The 16,081-nt window shown below is 71.9% G+C and carries 15 protein-coding genes; 8 read left to right on the plus strand and 7 right to left on the minus strand.

Annotation, left to right across the window (positions count from 1 at the left end):
- Window positions 1–2: 2 nt before the first annotated feature.
- The 5 genes from F6B42_RS02040 to F6B42_RS02060 form a co-directional block, all read right to left on the minus strand.
- Window positions 3–1,946, minus strand: a complete 1,944-nt coding sequence (locus F6B42_RS02040; protein ID WP_150417923.1) for a YhgE/Pip domain-containing protein — start codon at window positions 1,944–1,946, stop codon at window positions 3–5.
- Entirely contained in the window at window positions 1,943–2,599 is a 657-nt protein-coding gene (locus F6B42_RS02045; RefSeq protein ID WP_191089240.1) for a hypothetical protein, read from the minus strand. The genes F6B42_RS02040 and F6B42_RS02045 overlap by 4 nt, the downstream gene beginning before the upstream one ends.
- Window positions 2,599–3,231 carry a TetR/AcrR family transcriptional regulator gene (locus F6B42_RS02050; RefSeq protein ID WP_150417924.1) on the minus strand — a complete coding sequence of 211 codons (633 nt, stop codon included), beginning with the start codon at window positions 3,229–3,231 and terminating at the stop codon, window positions 2,599–2,601. The genes F6B42_RS02045 and F6B42_RS02050 overlap by 1 nt, the downstream gene beginning before the upstream one ends.
- Before the next feature lie 173 nt (window positions 3,232–3,404).
- The gene (gene argG, locus F6B42_RS02055; protein WP_150417925.1) at window positions 3,405–4,838 is read right to left on the minus strand and encodes an argininosuccinate synthase; all 1,434 of its coding nucleotides are present in this window, start codon (window positions 4,836–4,838) and stop codon (window positions 3,405–3,407) included.
- Window positions 4,839–5,048: 210 nt separating this feature from the next.
- Window positions 5,049–5,717: a peptidylprolyl isomerase gene (locus F6B42_RS02060; protein ID WP_150417926.1), complete on the minus strand. Its 669-nt coding sequence runs from the start codon at window positions 5,715–5,717 to the stop codon at window positions 5,049–5,051.
- A 96-nt stretch (window positions 5,718–5,813) separates the two neighbouring features.
- On the opposite strand from F6B42_RS02060, the gene F6B42_RS02065 reads away from it, so the two are divergent.
- Window positions 5,814–6,260, plus strand: a complete 447-nt coding sequence (locus tag F6B42_RS02065) for a hypothetical protein (protein WP_150417927.1) — start codon at window positions 5,814–5,816, stop codon at window positions 6,258–6,260.
- Between the two features lie 18 nt (window positions 6,261–6,278).
- On the opposite strand, the gene F6B42_RS02070 is transcribed toward F6B42_RS02065, so the two are convergent.
- Complete coding sequence (locus F6B42_RS02070; protein ID WP_150417928.1) at window positions 6,279–6,959, minus strand: hypothetical protein; 681 nt, start codon at window positions 6,957–6,959, stop codon at window positions 6,279–6,281.
- 11 nt (window positions 6,960–6,970) lie between these two features.
- Entirely contained in the window at window positions 6,971–7,687 is a 717-nt protein-coding gene (locus F6B42_RS02075) for a Pr6Pr family membrane protein (protein ID WP_223878291.1), read from the minus strand.
- An 88-nt stretch (window positions 7,688–7,775) separates the two neighbouring features.
- Here F6B42_RS02075 and F6B42_RS02080 point away from each other — a divergent pair, with 88 nt between their 5' ends.
- The 7 genes from F6B42_RS02080 to F6B42_RS02115 all read left to right on the plus strand — a co-directional run bounded on the left by F6B42_RS02080 (window position 7,776) and on the right by F6B42_RS02115 (window position 16,050).
- A complete protein-coding gene (locus F6B42_RS02080) occupies window positions 7,776–9,128 on the plus strand; it encodes a M20/M25/M40 family metallo-hydrolase (protein WP_150417929.1) in 1,353 nt (450 codons plus the stop codon).
- Between the two features lie 12 nt (window positions 9,129–9,140).
- Window positions 9,141–9,857 carry a GNAT family N-acetyltransferase gene (locus F6B42_RS02085; protein WP_150417930.1) on the plus strand — a complete coding sequence of 239 codons (717 nt, stop codon included), beginning with the start codon at window positions 9,141–9,143 and terminating at the stop codon, window positions 9,855–9,857.
- Window positions 9,858–10,104: 247 nt separating this feature from the next.
- Complete coding sequence (locus F6B42_RS02090) at window positions 10,105–11,205, plus strand: amino acid ABC transporter permease (protein ID WP_150417931.1); 1,101 nt, start codon at window positions 10,105–10,107, stop codon at window positions 11,203–11,205.
- Window positions 11,202–11,990 carry an amino acid ABC transporter ATP-binding protein gene (locus F6B42_RS02095; protein ID WP_150417932.1) on the plus strand — a complete coding sequence of 263 codons (789 nt, stop codon included), beginning with the start codon at window positions 11,202–11,204 and terminating at the stop codon, window positions 11,988–11,990. Before F6B42_RS02090 ends, F6B42_RS02095 begins: the two co-directional genes overlap by 4 nt.
- Window positions 11,991–12,050: 60 nt before the next feature.
- On the plus strand, window positions 12,051–13,046 hold the full coding sequence (locus tag F6B42_RS02100; RefSeq protein ID WP_150417933.1) for an ABC transporter substrate-binding protein: 996 nt from the start codon (window positions 12,051–12,053) through the stop codon (window positions 13,044–13,046).
- Window positions 13,047–13,124: 78 nt separating this feature from the next.
- On the plus strand, window positions 13,125–14,222 hold the full coding sequence (locus tag F6B42_RS14910; RefSeq protein ID WP_223878292.1) for a GNAT family N-acetyltransferase: 1,098 nt from the start codon (window positions 13,125–13,127) through the stop codon (window positions 14,220–14,222).
- 163 nt (window positions 14,223–14,385) lie between these two features.
- The gene (locus tag F6B42_RS02115) at window positions 14,386–16,050 is read left to right on the plus strand and encodes a molybdopterin-dependent oxidoreductase (protein ID WP_150417934.1); all 1,665 of its coding nucleotides are present in this window, start codon (window positions 14,386–14,388) and stop codon (window positions 16,048–16,050) included.
- Window positions 16,051–16,081: the final 31 nt, after the last annotated feature.

Here is a 16,081-nt window from a genome sequence, read left to right on the forward strand (position 1 = left end):
CGTCAGCCGATCAGGCTGGGCTGCAGGTCGCGCAGGGTGCGGCGCTGCGTCATGCGCGTCACGCCGACGACCGCGAGCAGCAGCGCGCCGACCATCCAGGCGAACAGCACCGCGATGTCGAGCGGGATGCGGCTGAGGTCGCCGCCGTACATCCACTGACGCATCGCATCCACGACGTAGCCCATCGGCAGGACGTGGTGCAGGGCCGCGAGCGGCGCCGGCAGCGTCTGCCACGGGAAAGTCCCGCCCGCCGTGACGAGCTGCACGACCATCAGCACGAGTCCGAGGAACTGTCCGACCGAGCCGAGCCAGACGTTCAGGGCGAGGATGATGGCGGCGTAGGTGAACGACGCCGTCAGCAGCACGCCGAGCGTTCCCACCGGACTCGAGAAGTCGAAGCCGAGGGCGAGGGAGAGCACGCCGAAGAGCGCGACCATGCCGAGGCTGCCGAGAAGGGCAGGTGTGAGCCAGCCCGCGAGCGTGACGCGGACGGGGGAGCGGAGCGCCGTGACGGCACGGCGTGAGATCGGCTTCACGATGAGGAACAGGGCGTAGATGCCGATCCAGCCGGCCAGGGCCGCGAAGAACGGTGCGAGCCCGGCGCCGTAGTCGCCGGCACGGGCGAGGTTGCCCGAGTCCACGGCGACGGGGTCGGCGATCGTCCGGGCCTGCTGGTCGCGGACGGCGGAGGTGGTGTCGGGCAGCTGCGCCACACCCGCCTCGAGTCCGTCGCGCAGCCGGCCGGCGCCGTCGTCGAGCGTCGCGAGTCCGCCCGCGAGCGACGCCGCTCCCTCGTCGAGGGATGCTGCTCCCGCCGCGGCATCGCCGGTTCCGGTGGCGAGCTGGTCGGCCCCCGCGGACAATGTCGCGGTGCCCGTGGCGAGATCGCCGGCGCCGCCGCTGAGCCGCGTCGCCCCCGCACTCACCTGCGCGGCGCCCGCGGCGAGCCGGTCGACCTGCGAGACGGCGTCGTCGACACGGGCGGCTCCGGTCGCCAGCCGGTCGCCGATCGGATCGAGGGTGCGGAGGACCTCGTCGATCTGCGCCTGATCGAGACCGCGGTCCGCCAGGATCCGGGCGATGTCCGAACGCACCTCGGGCAGCCGCGCGGCCGCCTCGTCGACCGCGGATCCGGCGCGATCCGCGTAGCCCGCGATCGTCGCCGTGCCGTCCGCGACCTGCGCGGCCCCCGTCGCGAGGTCGGCGGCCCCGCCGGCGAGGGTCCGGCTGCCGTCGGCGAGCTGGGCGGCTCCACCGGCGAGCGACCGCGCCCCGTCGTCCAGCTGCGCGGTTCCGGCCGACAGCCGGCCGGCACCGTCGGCGAGCTGCGCGGCCCCGTCGTGGGCCTGACCGGCCCCGTCGGCGAGGCTCGTGGCGCCGGTCGCGGCATCCTGCAGCTGGACGCGGATGTCGGCGATGCCGGTGAGCAGTCGGGATGCCGCCTCACGGCCCACGAGCTCGGCGACCGAGCTGCGGATGCGCTCGACCGCCTGCGAGCCGATCGTCGAGGCGAGGTAGTTGTTCGCGTCGTTCGTCGAGAGAAGGATCGTCGCCTGCGTCGGCGCGTCGCCGGAAGGGCTGACGAGCGCCGCCGAGAAGTCGGCCGGGAGCGTCACGGAGAAGTCCACCTCACCCGTGCGCAGCGCCTCGCGCGCGGCGTCGGCGTCGAGTCGCCGCCATGCGAACGAGCCGTCGTCGACGAGCTGATCGGCCACCTGTGCCCCGTAGTCGACCGCGCCCGCCCCGTCGGCGGCCGGCGCGCCCTCGTCGAGGTCGACGAGGGCGACGGGGAGCTCCGACAGCTTGCCGTAGGGGTCCTGGTTCGCCCACAGGTACAGCCCGCCGTAGAGCACGGGCACGAGCATGAGGGCGATGAGCGCCACCACCGACATGCGTGTGGCGGTGAGACGGCGGAGCTCTGCGGTGAGAAGAGCGGGAATCTTCAACGGTCGGCTTTCGGTCGGGTGCTGCGCAGTCGGATGCCGCTCGGCAGCGGTCGGCGGCGGGGAGCGTCCTCGGCGAGCAGCGTCGCGGCCGCCTCGCCGGCGATGACGAGGACCGCGTACCCGCGACCGGCGAACTCGCGGCACAGCCCCCACCAGGCGCGCGGGTCGCCGCCGTGACGGTCGGGCGAGACGAGGACGATCGCCTCGACGCCCGGACGGAGCACCGCGAGCTCGAGCATGAGGCGGATGCGGTCGATGGCCGGGACGTCGCCGATCGGCACGCGCGTGAGGTGACGGAGGCCGTGCTCGTCGAGCCAGCGCCGGGCGGCGATCGGGTCGGCGGCGAACCCGGCGAACATCAGCTCCTCGCCCACGACGCCGACCGTCGCGATGTTCGGCGGCGGATCGCTCACCTCGGGCGCGTCGAGAAGCGCCGTGCGCCGGCGCAGCGAGCGCGCGGCCGACGCGCCGTCGACGCGGACGACGCCGGCGTCGGGGCGCATCCGTCCACTGGCGATGAGACCGAGCACGGTCGGCCGCTGCTCGGTCTCGGCGATCGCGAGAGTGGCGCGCCCGCTGCGGAACGACAGTGTCGTCGGCGGGAGGGCGAGATCGCGTCGGCCCTTCGCAACGTCCGTCAGCTCGACGCGCATCAGGCCGCCTCGCCCAGGATGTCGGGGTGGGCGCCGACGAGGGTCTCGGCCTCGCGCCACGACAGTCCCGCGATCGACAGAACCGCTCGAACGGCCAGCGACCCCGCCTCCGGCGAGGAAGCGTCCAGCCGCACGATCACGGTGCGCGCGGTCTCCTCGATCAGGCGGGCGAGGGTCGGTGCGGCGACGTCTGTGCGCAGCGATCCGTCGTCCTGGCCGCGGCGGACGAGGTTCATGACCGTGCGGCGCAGCGGAGCAAGGGCGGCGGCGGACTCGGCGACATGACGCTCGTCGAGCGCGATGGCGGCGGCGACCTGCACGTGCGAGGCCTCCGTCCACAGGCGGGCGGCGAGGCGGGCCAGGGCGACCGGCGCCGGACTCGAGGGGTCGGCGGACTGCTCGGCGATGTCGTTGAACCGCTGCGCGCCGGTGGCGATGAGCTCGCGCAGCAGCGCATCACGGTCGTCGAAGTGGCCGTAGAGCGCGCGGCGGCTGAGGCCCGCGGCGCGGGCGATGGTGTCGACGGAGGCGCCGGGGTCGGTGGCGAGGGTCTGCGCCGCAGCGGTCAGCAGGCCCGCGCGATTCGCCGCGGCATCCCGTCGCGGGCGGCGCATCGGAGAGGGGGAGGTCACACGGCAATGGTACGAACCTGCACACTATTGTGCAAGTTAGCGATGGTGCGAGCGGGATGCCGAGACTGCTCCGGCCGGGCGCTGCGCGCGCTCACCCATCCGACGCGGATCGACCCGCTGCATCCGATCGAGTCGGGCGCAGCGGGTCGATCCGCGCGGGAGCGGGACAGGGGTCAGTCGGCGCCGAAGTCGAACGAGGCGGATTCGCCGGCGGCATCCACCGCGTCGGCGAGAGCCTGATCGGTCTGCTCGACGTTGCCGGTGATCTCGGCCGCGCCGCCGCGCTCGAGGTCGCCGACGAGCTCGGCCGTCGGACCGCCGATGAGGCCGATGCCGGCGTAGTGCTCCAGGCGCGCGCGGGAGTCGGCGATGTCGAGGTTGCGCATCGTGAGCTGGCCGATGCGGTCGGTCGGACCGAACGCCGAATCGCCCACGCGCTCCATCGAGAGCTTCTCGGGCGAGTACGACAGGTTGCGGCTCTCGGTGTTGAGGATCGTGTAGTCCTCGCCGCGGCGCAGGCGCAGCGTGACGGTGCCACTGATCGCCGAGCCCACCCAGCGCTGGATCGACTCCCGCAGCATGAACGACTGCGGCTCGAGCCAGCGACCCTCGTACATGAGGCGCCCGAGGCGCCGCCCCTGCTCGTGGTACGTCGCGAGGGTGTCTTCGTTCAGGATGCCGTTGACCAGCCGCTCGTAGGCGATGAACAGCAGCGCCATGCCCGGGGCCTCGTAGATGCCGCGGCTCTTGGCCTCGATGATGCGGTTCTCGATCTGGTCGCTCATGCCGAGGCCGTGGCGACCGCCGATGGCATTGGCCGCCATGACGAGCTCGACGATGTCGGCGTACTCGACGCCGTTGACGGCGACGGGGCGGCCCGCTTCGAAGGTGACCGAGACGTCCTCGGTCTCGATCTCGACGGCCGGATCCCAAAAGCGGACGCCCATGATCGGCTCGACGATCTCGAGCGAGACGTCGAGGTGCTCGAGCGTCTTCGCCTCGTGCGTCGCGCCCCAGATGTTGGCGTCGGTCGAGTACGCCTTCTCGACCGAGTCGCGGTACGGGAAGCCGTGCGCGACGAGCCACTCGCTCATCTCGGTGCGGCCGCCGAGCTCGGTGACGAAGTCGGCGTCGAGCCACGGCTTGTAGATGCGCAGCGCGGGGTTGGCGAGCAGGCCGTAGCGGTAGAACCGCTCGATGTCGTTGCCCTTATAGGTGGAGCCGTCGCCCCAGATGTCGACGCCGTCCTCCTTCATGGCGCGGACGAGCATCGTGCCGGTGACGGCGCGGCCGATCGGCGTCGTGTTGAAGTAGGTGCGTCCGCCCGAGCGGATGTGGAAGGCGCCGCACGAGAGGGCGACCAGACCCTCCTCGACCATCATCGGCTTGCAGTCGATGAGGCGCGAGCCCTCGGCGCCGTACTGCAGCGCCCGGCCCGGGATGGAGGCGATGTCGTCCTCGTCGTACTGGCCGAGATCGCCGGTGTAGGTGAAGGGGACGGCGCCCTTATCGCGCATCCACGCGACCGCGACGGAGGTGTCGAGACCCCCCGAGAAGGCGATGCCGACGCGCTCGCCGACGGGCAGGGACTGGAGGACCTTCGACATGGGGTCAATCCTAGTGAGCGGGCGGGGTTGCCCGTTGCGGGGCGGTGCCGGGTGCGGCCGCCGGCGCCGGGCGGGTGTGTGCAGAACTCCGTCGATATCGCTCCTGCACGCGCGGTCGCCCCGCGGGCGGGGGCGAGACGAACGGGATCGACTGAGTTCTGCGCGCGGGGCCGCAAAGACGCGGGTGTCCGCACGCCGGCGCCCGCCGGGTCAGCCGACGGCCACGCCGGTGATGGTGACCGCCGTCGCGGGCGCGCCGTCGGCGGCGCCGCCCTCGGCTCCGGCTGCAGCGACCTCGCGCACGACGGCGAGACCGGCTTCGTCGAGCTGGCCGAAGACGGTGTAGGACGGCGGCAGCGCCGTGTCCTCGTAGACCAGGAAGAACTGCGAGCCGTTGGTGTCGGGCCCGGCGTTTGCCATCGCGACCGTGCCGGCGGGATACGTCTCGCCGCCGTCGAGCTCGTCGGCGTAGCGGTAGCCGGGGCCGCCGCGGCCGGTTCCCGACGGGTCGCCGCACTGCAGGACGAAGATGCCCTGTGTCGTCAGGCGGTGGCAGGGCGAGTCGTCGTAGTAGCCCTGCTGCGCGAGCGACACGAAGCTGCCCACCGTGCAGGGGGTGGTGTCGGCGTCGAGAGTCATCGGGATGTCGCCCACCGACGTCTGCAGCGTCGCGGCCACGGCGCCGGACACCTCGGCCTCGGCCGGCGGGGGCGAGACCTCGCGCACGCCGCCGGGTGCCTCGACGTAGGCGCAGGCGCCCTCGGGAACGGCATCGACGGTCGGAACATCGGCATCGGGTCCGGCGCTCGGCGTCGAGGAGCATCCCACGAGGACGAGGGCGGACAGGACGAGCAGGGTCGAACCGAGGCGAGCGCGCATGGGATGAGCCTACGGGGCTGGGCAGGACGGGCCGACGGTGGCACGATCGGATCGGATGCCCCGGCGGGGGCGCGGAACCGGTGCGGGGAGGATGTCATGGCGGACGAGGCGACACGGGGTGCGGGCTTCTCCGACGAGGAGAAGGCGGCCATGAAGCAGCGCGCCGACGAGCTGCGGTCGACGAAGGGGTTGAAGGGCGCTGCGAAGCTCGCCAAAGAGCTCGAGGCGTGCATGGCTGCCATCGAGGCCCTCGACGGGATCGACGGCGAGGTCGCCCGGGCGGTCCATCGCATCGTCTCGGAGGAGGCGGGCCACCTTGACCCGAAGACCTTCTACGGGTTCCCCGCCTATGCCCGCGAGGGAAAGGTCGTGATCTTCGTACAGCCGAAGTCGAAGTTCGACACGCGCTACCCGACCCTGAACTTCGACGAGACCGCGACCCTCGACGACGGCGCCATGTGGCCGACCTCGTTCGCGATCGTCGAGGTCACGCCCGAGGTCGAGGAGCGCGTGCGCGCCCTCGTCCGCGGCGCCGTCGACTGAGGACCCGCGCCGCTCGCGTCAGCTCAGCAGCGCCTCGGCGCGGATCGTCAGCGCGAGCGCCACGAGCGTCGAGAGCAGTCCGGCGGCCAGCAGCAGACCCGGGTGCGCGAGACCGATGACGACTCGGCGGGTGCGCGGCGCCTCGGCGAGGAGATGCTCCGGGATGCGGTGGCGGGTCGGCACGGCCGGCCAGCCGCGCAGGCGCACGAGGTACCCGGCGTAGCGGATGATCAGCACGCAGTAGAGCAGCACAGTCACCGGCGGCACGATCATCGCGAAGATCTCGATCGCGGCCCCCCAGGCCGTCGCGACGTCGGTGCCGCTCTCGTCGGTGAGCTGTACGGCGATCGCGCCGCCGATGACGACCGAGCCCAGCCAGAAGACGAAGGCGCTGAAGAGGGCGAGGAATCGCGCGAAGAAGTGGGTCAGGATCGACGGTTCGTACTCGAGATGCGAGCGGGGCGTCTGCGAGAGCACGACCAGCGTGGCGGCGAGCGGGGGCAGGGCAGCGGAGAGAGTCAGGACTGCCCGCAGCCACCCGGGGCCGCCGGCGATGTCGCAGACGACGAGGATCGCGACGACCGCGGCCATCCAGAGCCAGCCGAGGGCGGTCGGATGAGACGACATGAACGGCGGATGATGCGGCTCGAGGCGCGCGCCGGCGCGCTCGATCAGTCGGCGGCCCCGGTCGTTCGTCATCGACGTCAGCGTCACCGCATCGGACGGCGTCGCTCTGCCGAGCGTCGCCGTGTCACCCACACGGTGAACGAGCCCACCACGATGAACGCGACCGCGATGGCGACGACGTATCCGATGACCATCCCCCAGCCGCCCGGGCTGTTCGGGTTCAGGAACGGGTAGGGGTACCAGAACGGCTGGCCGGTCGTGGGGTTCGTCACGAGCGGGCCGCGGATGAGCGTGTAGGCCGTCCACAGCAGCGGGAACGACACGATGACCAGGAGCGCGCGCCAGCGCACGGAGCGACGCGGCGTGCCGATGACGAGGTCGAGGAGCAGGAAGGTCGGCCCGATCAGGTGCAGCACTTCGTTCGACCAGGGGACGGGCTCGGACCCCTGGGGCAGCGTGATGCCGCGCAGCAGAGCGTTGTAGACGACCCCGGTGATGATCATGTAGGTCGTCCCGCACGCCAGCGCGACCGACAGCGGCAGCGCGGCCGATCCCTCGCATCGACCGGAGAGGGATGCCGCGGCAGCCCACGTCAGCACGGCGGCGGCGATGACGTTCGAGAGGATCGTGAAGAAGCTGAAGAAGTTCGCGACCACGGTCGCCACGTCGCCGCCGGTCTCAGCCGTCCGGGTCATCGAGACGACGAGCTGGGTGACCACGGCCGCGACGATGACCGCTGACATCGCGAGTCGGAGGAGCGACCACACGGTCGCCGGTGTCGATGTCTTCGCAGTCCTCACGGGGGCACCCTAGCGCTCGCGCGCGCTCGTGACCGTATGTGGCGGGCCCGGGCGACGTGTCGCCCTCCAGCGACTAGCGTCGCCGGGCATGACGACTCTTCTCGAGGACGAGGCGGTCCGCTTCGTGCGGGAGCTCATCCGCATCGACAGCGTCAACACCGGCGACCCCGAGACGATCGGCGACGGCGAGACGCGGGCGGCCCGCCTCGTGCAGGAATGGCTCGCCGAGGCCGGCATCGCAGGGGAGTTCATCGAGCCGGCACCGGGACGCGGTTCGTTCGTCGCGCGCATCCCGGGCAGCGATCCGGCGGCGGGAGCGCTGCTGGTGCACGCGCACCTCGACGTCGTGCCGGCGGTCGCCGACGACTGGACGCACCCCCCGTTCGGTGCCGAGATCCACGAGGGCTACCTCTACGGACGCGGCGCCGTCGACATGAAGGACTTCGCCGGGACGCTCGTCGCCGTCGCCCGCCATTACGCGCGCGAGTGGATGGTGCCGCGACGCGACCTCGTGCTCGCGTTCCTCGCCGACGAGGAGAGTGGCGGGCTCTGGGGCGCCGACTGGCTCGTGCGGCACCGTCCCGACCTGCTCGCCGGCGTCACCGAGGCGGTCAGCGAGGTCGGCGGGTTCGCGGTGCCCCTCGACGCGGAACCGGCGGCGGGCTCGTCGTCGGACGCGGATGCCGCGACCGCGCGCCGCGCCTATCTCGTCGCCACGACCGAGAAAGGCGCGGCCGGCGCGACCCTCGTCGCGCGCGGTCGCGCCGGGCACGGGTCGCGTCCCACGGGCGACACCGCGGTCGTCCGGCTCGCGCGGGCGGTGGCCGCGATCGGAGCGCATCGATTCCCCGTGGTCCGGACCCCGGCGCTGCAGGGATTCCTGGATGCGTTCGGCCGCGCGCGCGGGCTGTCCTTCACCGACGCGACACTCGAGGACGACCTCGCCACGCTCGGTTTCGTGTCGACGCTCATCGGAGCCTCCACCCGCAACACGGTGACGCCGACGGTGCTCCGCGGCGGGTCGAAGGTCAACGTCATCCCCGCTGAGGCGTCCGCGCTGCTCGACATCCGACTGCTCCCGGGGCAGGACGCGGCGCTCCGCCGCGAGCTCGCCGACCTGGTGGGCGATGACGCCGAGGTCGTCGAGGGGCGGTGGTGGTCGGCCACCGAGGCGCCCGCGGCGGCGCCTCTGCTCGACGTGCTGCAGCAGGCCATCGGCGCCGAGGACCCGGACGGCGTCGTCGTGCCCTATCTGCTTCCGGCCAGCACCGACAACAAGCACTTCGCACGGCTCGGCATCGCCGGGTATGGATTCGTGCCGCTGCGTGTTGAGAAGGACTTCGACGTGTTCGCCCAGTTCCACGCGGCGGACGAGCGCGTGCCCGTCGACGCACTGCACTTCTGCGCACGCGTGACGGAGCGGATTCTGCGGACGGCCTGAGAGGACCCTGCCATGACCACCACGATTCCCCCCGTGCACGACCGCGAGGTCGACGAGGACGTGCGCGACAATGCCGCGTGGCACTCACTCGCCGGTGCCCATGCGCACCTCGCGATCGGGGACGACCTCGTGCGACGGTACCCGGACGACGTCGCCGGCTTCGTCGGCGTCCGCACCTGGGACGACCCGGCGGTGTGGGACTCGCTGACGGCCGTGGTCGGCTCCGGCAACGAGTTCAGCATCAGCGCGGCCGACCCGGAGCTCCCCGCGGGGTGGACGGAGACCTTCCGCGGCGCCGGCGTGCAGCTGGTCGAGACCGACCGGCTGCACCCGCGTCCCGACGAGGAGGCCGTGCTGCTCGGCGCCGACGACGTGCCCGACATGCTCGCGCTCGTCGAGCGCAACCGGCCCGGCCCGTTCCGGCCGCGCACCCACCTGCTCGGGCGGTACATCGGCATCCGTCGGGACGGTCGCCTCATCGCCATGGCGGGCGAGCGACTGCAGCCGGGGGAGTGGACGGAGATCAGCGCCGTGGCGACGGACGTCGACTTCCGCCGTCAGGGGCTCGCCTCGCGCCTGGTGCTGGACGTCGCGTTCCACATCCAGCAGCGCGGCGGTCGGGCGCTCATGCACGCCGCGGCGAGCAACGTCAACGCGATCGCGGGGTACGAGAAGCTCGGCTTCGAGCTGCGGCGCCGGACGAGCTTCGTCGGCGTGCGCGTCCCGTAGCGGCGCGTTCCGGAGCGGCGCGTTCCGGAGGAGATCGGCCCGGGAGAGGGCAGGATGCCGCGGGTGGCCCTCCCGGGCGTCGATCTCCTCCGCTGCGCGGGTGCCCGCGGGGGCGGCGTGCGCGGCCGGCGATGTTACGCCATGTTCCCGCGCATTGCGCCGTGTGTGCGGGCGGCGCGACGACGGCATCCGCGTCGCTCTACTGTCGGGCGATCCGCAGCATCCGCTCTGCCCGAGGAGGGCCCGCATGACCGACACAGCTCCGCGCGTCGACGCCGCCGGCACGGCCGCGCCCACGTCGGCGGCGTCCGCGACGTCATCGTCCGGTCGCGTCGACCTCGGCGACATCCCGGTCGTCCGCACGAAGCACTGGTTCCGCTGGACCATCGCCGCCATCGTCGTGTTCGTCGTCGCGCAGTTCCTCTGGTCGCTCGTCACGAACGAGAACTACGAGTGGGACTACTTCGCGCACTACTTCTTCTCCGAGCCGGTGCTGCAGGGGCTCTGGCTCACCCTCGTCTACACGGCGGTCTCGGCGACCATCGGCTTCCTGCTCGGCACCGTGCTCGCCCTCGCGCGTCTCGCGAAGTCGCCGCTGCTGAACGCCGCCGCGTGGAGCTTCATCTGGTTCTTCCGCTCGGTCCCCCTCGTCGTGCAGCTCGTCGTCTGGTACAACCTCGGCTACCTGTATCCGACGCTCGGTCTCGGCACCCCGTTCACGACCGACTTCTGGATCGTCGAGTTCCCGACCGTGCAGCTCATCAGCGCGTTCGCGGCCGGTGTGCTCGGTCTCAGCCTCCACCAGGCGGCCTACTCGGCCGAGATCATCCGCGGCGGTCTGCTCTCGGTCGACCAAGGCCAGCTCGAGGCCGCCGCGGCCCTCGGCATCCCGCCGCGCCGGCGCCTGTCGCGCATCGTGCTGCCGCAGGCGATGCGCTCGATCATCCCGAACGCCACGAACGAGGTCATCGGTCTCGTCAAGGGGACGTCGGTGCTCTTCGTCATCGCGATCCCCGAGCTCTTCTACGCGGTGCAGGTCATCTACAACCGCAACAGCCGCGTGATCCCGCTGCTTCTCGTCGCCGTCGTCTGGTACACGATCATCACGACGATCCTGAGCATCCTGCAGTACTACATCGAGCGTCACTACGCCCGCGGCGCCGTGCGCGTGCTGCCGCCGACGCCGGTGCAGAAGGCGCGTCACTGGATCGGCCTGCAGTGGGCGCGTCTGGGCGACGACGACCAAACTCCCGCTCCGCTGCCCGGCGCCGAAGCGCCACCGGTCGACCGCGCGACGCGCCATGCCGCACCCGGCGACGGCCGCCTCACGTCCGGAGGAGAGTCATGACGACGACAGCGGATGCCGCGACCCGCGGCCTCGTCGAGATCCACAACGTCCACAAGAGCTACGGCGGCGTCGAGGTCCTGAAGGGCATCGACCTGACCGTGCAGCCCGGCGAGGTCGTCGCGGTGCTCGGGGCGAGCGGGTCGGGCAAGTCGACCCTGCTGCGCACGATCAACCACCTCGAGACCGTCGACCGGGGCTCGGTCACGGTCGACGGCGAGCTGATCGGCTACGAGCAGCGGAACGGCAAGCTCTACGAGCTGCGGGAGAAGGCGGTGCTCGAGCGCCGCACGCAGATCGGCATCGTCTTCCAGAACTTCAACCTGTTCCCGCACCTCACCGCCCTCGAGAACGTCACGGAGGCGCCCATCGCGCTCGGCCGGCTTTCGAAGGACGACGCGCGCGAGCTCGTCCTCGGCCTGCTCGACCGCGTGGGCCTCGCCGACAAGGCCGGGCACTATCCGCGCCAGCTCTCGGGCGGGCAGCAGCAGCGGGTCGCGATCGCCCGCGCCCTCGCGCTCAAGCCGAAGGTCATCCTCTTCGACGAGCCGACGAGCGCCCTCGACCCGGAACTCGTCGGCGAGGTGCTCGACGTCATCCGCGATCTGGCGCAGCTCGGGACCACGCTCATCATCGTCACGCACGAGATCGGCTTCGCCCGAGAGGTCGCCGACCGCGTCGTGTTCGTCGATGCCGGCCGGATCATCGAGCAGGGTCCCCCGAGCGAGGTGCTCGTGGCCCCGCGGCATCCGCGCGTCCAGGAGTTCCTCGCGAAGGTCCTCGCCTGACCCGCCTTCCCCCTCTCCACCCGAGATCACCGACCCGCCACCGAGACAAGGAACCACAGCATGGCCATCAGCAAGAAGCAGGGGATCGCGGTCGGCGTCGGCGTCGTCGCGGTCGCCGCGATCGTGGGCGGCGTCATCGCCGCCGTGAACCTCAACCGGCCGGCGGAGGCCGAGGCGGCGTCGGCACCCGCGCCGACCACCGCCAACGTCGCGACCGACGACATCCACTGGGTGCACCTCGACGAGCCCGTCGCCGATGCGGTCGCCGCGCTCGAGGCGAGCGGGTTCACCCCGGTCGAGGAGGGCAAGCTCACCGTCGCCCACTCCGCCTACCTGCCGCCGCTCGGCTACATCCCCGAGGGCGAGACCGAGGCAGCCGGCACGGAGCCGAACATCGGCTCCCTCGTGGCCGAGGCGCTCGGCCTCGAGTACAACCCGGTCGTCGTCGCCTGGGCGGACTGGCCGCTCGGCATCCAGTCGGGCAAGTACGACCTCATCACCTCGAACGTCACCGTCACCGAGGAGCGCAAGGAGCTCTACGACTTCGCGAGCTACCGCGAGGACCTGCTGGGCTTCTACGTCCAGTCGGACAGCGAGATCGAGAAGATCGAGCAGGCCGCCGATATCTCGGGCCTGAAGATCGTCGTCGGGTCGGGAACCAACCAGGAGCAGGTGCTGCTGGCCTGGAACGCGGAGCTCGAGGCCGCCGGCGAGGCGCCCGCCGAGCTGCAGTACTACGACGACAACGCCGCCGCGGTGCTCGCGCTGCAGTCCGGTCGCGTCGACGCCACCTTCGGACCGAACGCCACGTCGGCGTGGTCTGCACGCGAGACCGGCGACACCAAGCTCGTCGGCGTCGTCCCGGGCGGCTGGCCGCTCACGGCGAACATCGCCGCGGCGACGGCGAAGGGCAACGGCCTGATCGAGCCCGTGAGCATCGCGCTGAACGCGATCATCGAGGGCGGTCAGTACGACGAGGTGCTCGAGACGTGGGGCCTCGAGTCGGAGCGCATCGAGGCGAGCGAGATCAACCCGCCCGGACTTCCGAAGTCCTGACCCCCCGTTCTCGAACCCGGTCCGGGCCCGCCTCGCGGTGGGTCCGGACCGGGTCGTCAGAGAGGTAGCGTCGCTGGCGTGACAACGACAACCGGCACGGTCGCGACGACCGTCACCATCCGCCTCGTCCGCACCGAGGAGTACGAGCAGGCCGGCGAGGTGACCGCGGCCGCCTACAGCCACAGCTACGGCGAGCTGTCTGCGCAGTACCTCGCCTCGCTGCGCGACGTCGCGGGTCGCGTGCGCACGGGCGACGTGTGGGTCGCGGTCGACGGGGGCTCCGACGGTGCCGACGCCGCGATCCTCGGCACGGTGTGGGTCGCCCGCCCGAATCGGCCGCTGGCCGAGGTCGCCCGCCCGGGCGAGACCGACTTCCGCCAGCTCGCGGTCGCACCCGAGGCCCGGGGACGCGGGATCGGCGAGGCGCTGACCCGTCACGTCATCGACCTCGCCCGCGCGCGCGGGTCTCACCGCGTCGTCATGAACAGCGGCCCGGAGATGACCGGAGCGCATGCCCTGTACGCCAAGCTCGGCTTCGAGCGGCTGCTCGATCGCGAGGGCGACTGGGAGGTCGAGCCGGGGCGCATCATCCGGCTCCTCTCCTTCGGCTACGACCTCGCTCCCGAGCCGGGTCGTCCGACCGAGACGCCCGGCGTCGCGCCGACCTGGGTCGTCGAGGCGGTCGCCTACGACGACCCGCGCGCGGTGGCGCTGCGCGACGAGATGGACGACGAAGTCGGCCCGCGCTACGCGGACCGGTTCGCGGCGGGCGATGCCGCCGAGGCGGACGCGGCGAACCGCGCGTTCGCGGTCGACCCGGCGACGATCGTCGCGACGGTGCTCGTGTCGGATGCGGCGGGGTCGCCCGTCGCGCACGGCGCCCTCCGCGATCTGGCGCACGACGGCATCCGCGACCTGGAGATCAAGCGCGTCTTCGTCCAGCCGCGCGCACGGGGCGCGGGCGCCAGTCGCGTGCTCCTCGCCGAGCTCGACCGCATCGCCCGCGGGCGGGGTGCCGCCCGGCTCATCCTGCAGACGGGCGACCGCCAGCAGGACGCCGTCGCGCTCTACGAGAAGCTCGGCTACACCCCGATCGGCATCTACGAGCCGTACACCGCGTTCGCCTTCTCGCAGTGCTTCGAGAAGCCCCTGCCGGACGTCGATCCGACTCGCTGAGTCCCCGACCCATCCGTTCCGCCCCCCGTACCGAACAACCTCTGCCGGGACGCAGCTCGCGAATCGATCAATCACGTTCGAGTCAATCGGTTTCGCCGGATGGACTCGAGCAGATGTGATTGATTCGCGAGCCGGCTGGCCCGCCGATCGAAGGGCGACTGGGATGGCAAAATCGACCACATCCGCGAAGCGCGGACTCTGGTGGCTGTGGAGCGCCATCGCCGGCATCGTGAGCGCGGCGGCGTTCCTCGCGATCGCCGAGCTCGCCGCGTTGCTCTTCGCGAAGGAGAGCAGCCCGATCCTCGCGGTCGGCGCCTTCGTCATCGACATCGTGCCGCAGCCGCTGAAGGAGTTCGCGATCGCGACCTTCGGGTCGGCCGACAAGGTCGTCCTGCTCGGCAGCCTTGGGCTCGCCGTCGTGATCGCCGCGGCGATCGCCGGCATCCTGCAGTACTACGTCCGACCCTTCGGCCTCGTGGTCATCGCCCTCGCCGGGGTGCTGTCTACCGCCGCCATCGTGACCCGTACGGGCGCCTCGGCCCTCGCCTGGCTGCCGCCCGTCCTCGGCACCCTCGTCGGCTGCGCCGTGCTCGTGCTGCTCATCAGCCGCTTGCGACGGTGGGCCCTCGGCCGCGAGGCCGGCGGTGTCGTCGCGGCATCGCGGTCCGAGCTCGTCACGCACCCGCAGACGGATGCCGCCGCGCCCGCACCGGCGGATCCGGCTCGACGCGACGGGGTCGCCCGCCGCGAGAGCGGGTTCGGTCGGCGCTCCTTCCTGACGGCGACGCTCGTCACCGCGGCGGCCGCGGCCGTCGTCGGGGTGGGATCGCGCCTGCTGAACGCGACCGCGGCCTCCGTCGACGCCCTGCGGCAGGAGCTCCGGCTGCCCGAGCCGCGGTCGACCGTGACGGTGCCGAACGGCGCCGAGCTCGACGTCGAGGGCATCTCGCCGCTGATCACGCCGAACGCCGACTTCTACCGTGTCGACACGGCTCTGACCGTGCCGACCGTCGATCCGTCGACGTGGCGCCTCGTGATCGACGGCATGGTCGATCAGCGGGTGGAGCTGAGCTTCGACGACCTCGTCGGCATGGGTCTCGACGAGTACGCCGTCACCCTGACCTGCGTCTCGAACGAGGTCGGCGGCGGCCTCGTCGGCAACGCGATCTGGCAGGGCGTTCCGATCCGCGACATCCTGAGCATGGCCGGGCCGCAGTCGGGAGCCGACATGGTGCTCTCCACCAGTGTCGACGGGTACACGGCCTCCACCCCGCTCGAGGCGCTCACCGACGACTCGATCGACGCGATCTTCGCGGTCGCCATGAACGGAGAGCCGCTGCCGCTCGAGCACGGCTTCCCGGTGCGGATGGTCGTTCCCGGGCTCTACGGCTACGTGTCGGCGACGAAGTGGGTCACGGAGCTCAAGGTCACGACGTTCGCCGAGGACGAGGCGTACTGGACCCCCCGCGGCTACGCCGCTCAGGCCCCGATCAAGTTCTCGTCGCGCATCGACACTCCCCGCGCCGGCACCCCGGTCGCCGCCGGGACCGTGGCCGTCGCCGGCATGGCGTGGGCGCAGACCGTGGGCATCGAGCGCGTCGAGGTGCGCATCGACGACGGCGACTGGCAGTCTGCGACGCTGTCGACCCCCATCAACGCCGACACGTGGGTGCAGTGGGTGCTCGAGTGGCAGGCCGAGGCCGGCACGCACTACGTCGAGGTGCGCGCGGTCAACGCGAACGGCGACACCCAGGTCGAGGAGCGCGCCGCGATCGCCCCCGACGGGTCGAGCGGCTGGCAGCGCGTGCTCGTCACCGTCACGGCTTGACCCGCGGGCAGGATCGTCGACTCGCCACGAA

Source organism: Microbacterium radiodurans (assembly GCF_008710705.1).
In the GTDB taxonomy this organism is placed as follows: Bacteria; Actinomycetota; Actinomycetes; order Actinomycetales; family Microbacteriaceae; genus Microbacterium; species Microbacterium radiodurans.

Bases quoted from the DNA above. Each gene is read 5' to 3' on its own strand.
- F6B42_RS02045 (WP_191089240.1), bottom strand. From the start codon at position 2,599: ATGCGCGTCGAGCTGACGGACGTTGCGAAGGGCCGACGCGATCTCGCC.
- argG (WP_150417925.1), bottom strand. From the start codon at position 4,838: ATGTCGAAGGTCCTCCAGTCCCTGCCCGTCGGCGAGCGCGTCGGCATC.
- F6B42_RS02060 (WP_150417926.1), bottom strand. From the start codon at position 5,717: ATGCGCGCTCGCCTCGGTTCGACCCTGCTCGTCCTGTCCGCCCTCGTC.
- F6B42_RS02065 (WP_150417927.1), top strand. From the start codon at position 5,814: ATGGCGGACGAGGCGACACGGGGTGCGGGCTTCTCCGACGAGGAGAAG.
- F6B42_RS02070 (WP_150417928.1), bottom strand. From the start codon at position 6,959: ATGACGAACGACCGGGGCCGCCGACTGATCGAGCGCGCCGGCGCGCGC.
- F6B42_RS02080 (WP_150417929.1), top strand. From the start codon at position 7,776: ATGACGACTCTTCTCGAGGACGAGGCGGTCCGCTTCGTGCGGGAGCTC.
- F6B42_RS02085 (WP_150417930.1), top strand. From the start codon at position 9,141: ATGACCACCACGATTCCCCCCGTGCACGACCGCGAGGTCGACGAGGAC.
- F6B42_RS02090 (WP_150417931.1), top strand. From the start codon at position 10,105: ATGACCGACACAGCTCCGCGCGTCGACGCCGCCGGCACGGCCGCGCCC.
- F6B42_RS02095 (WP_150417932.1), top strand. From the start codon at position 11,202: ATGACGACGACAGCGGATGCCGCGACCCGCGGCCTCGTCGAGATCCAC.
- F6B42_RS02100 (WP_150417933.1), top strand. From the start codon at position 12,051: ATGGCCATCAGCAAGAAGCAGGGGATCGCGGTCGGCGTCGGCGTCGTC.
- F6B42_RS02115 (WP_150417934.1), top strand. From the start codon at position 14,386: ATGGCAAAATCGACCACATCCGCGAAGCGCGGACTCTGGTGGCTGTGG.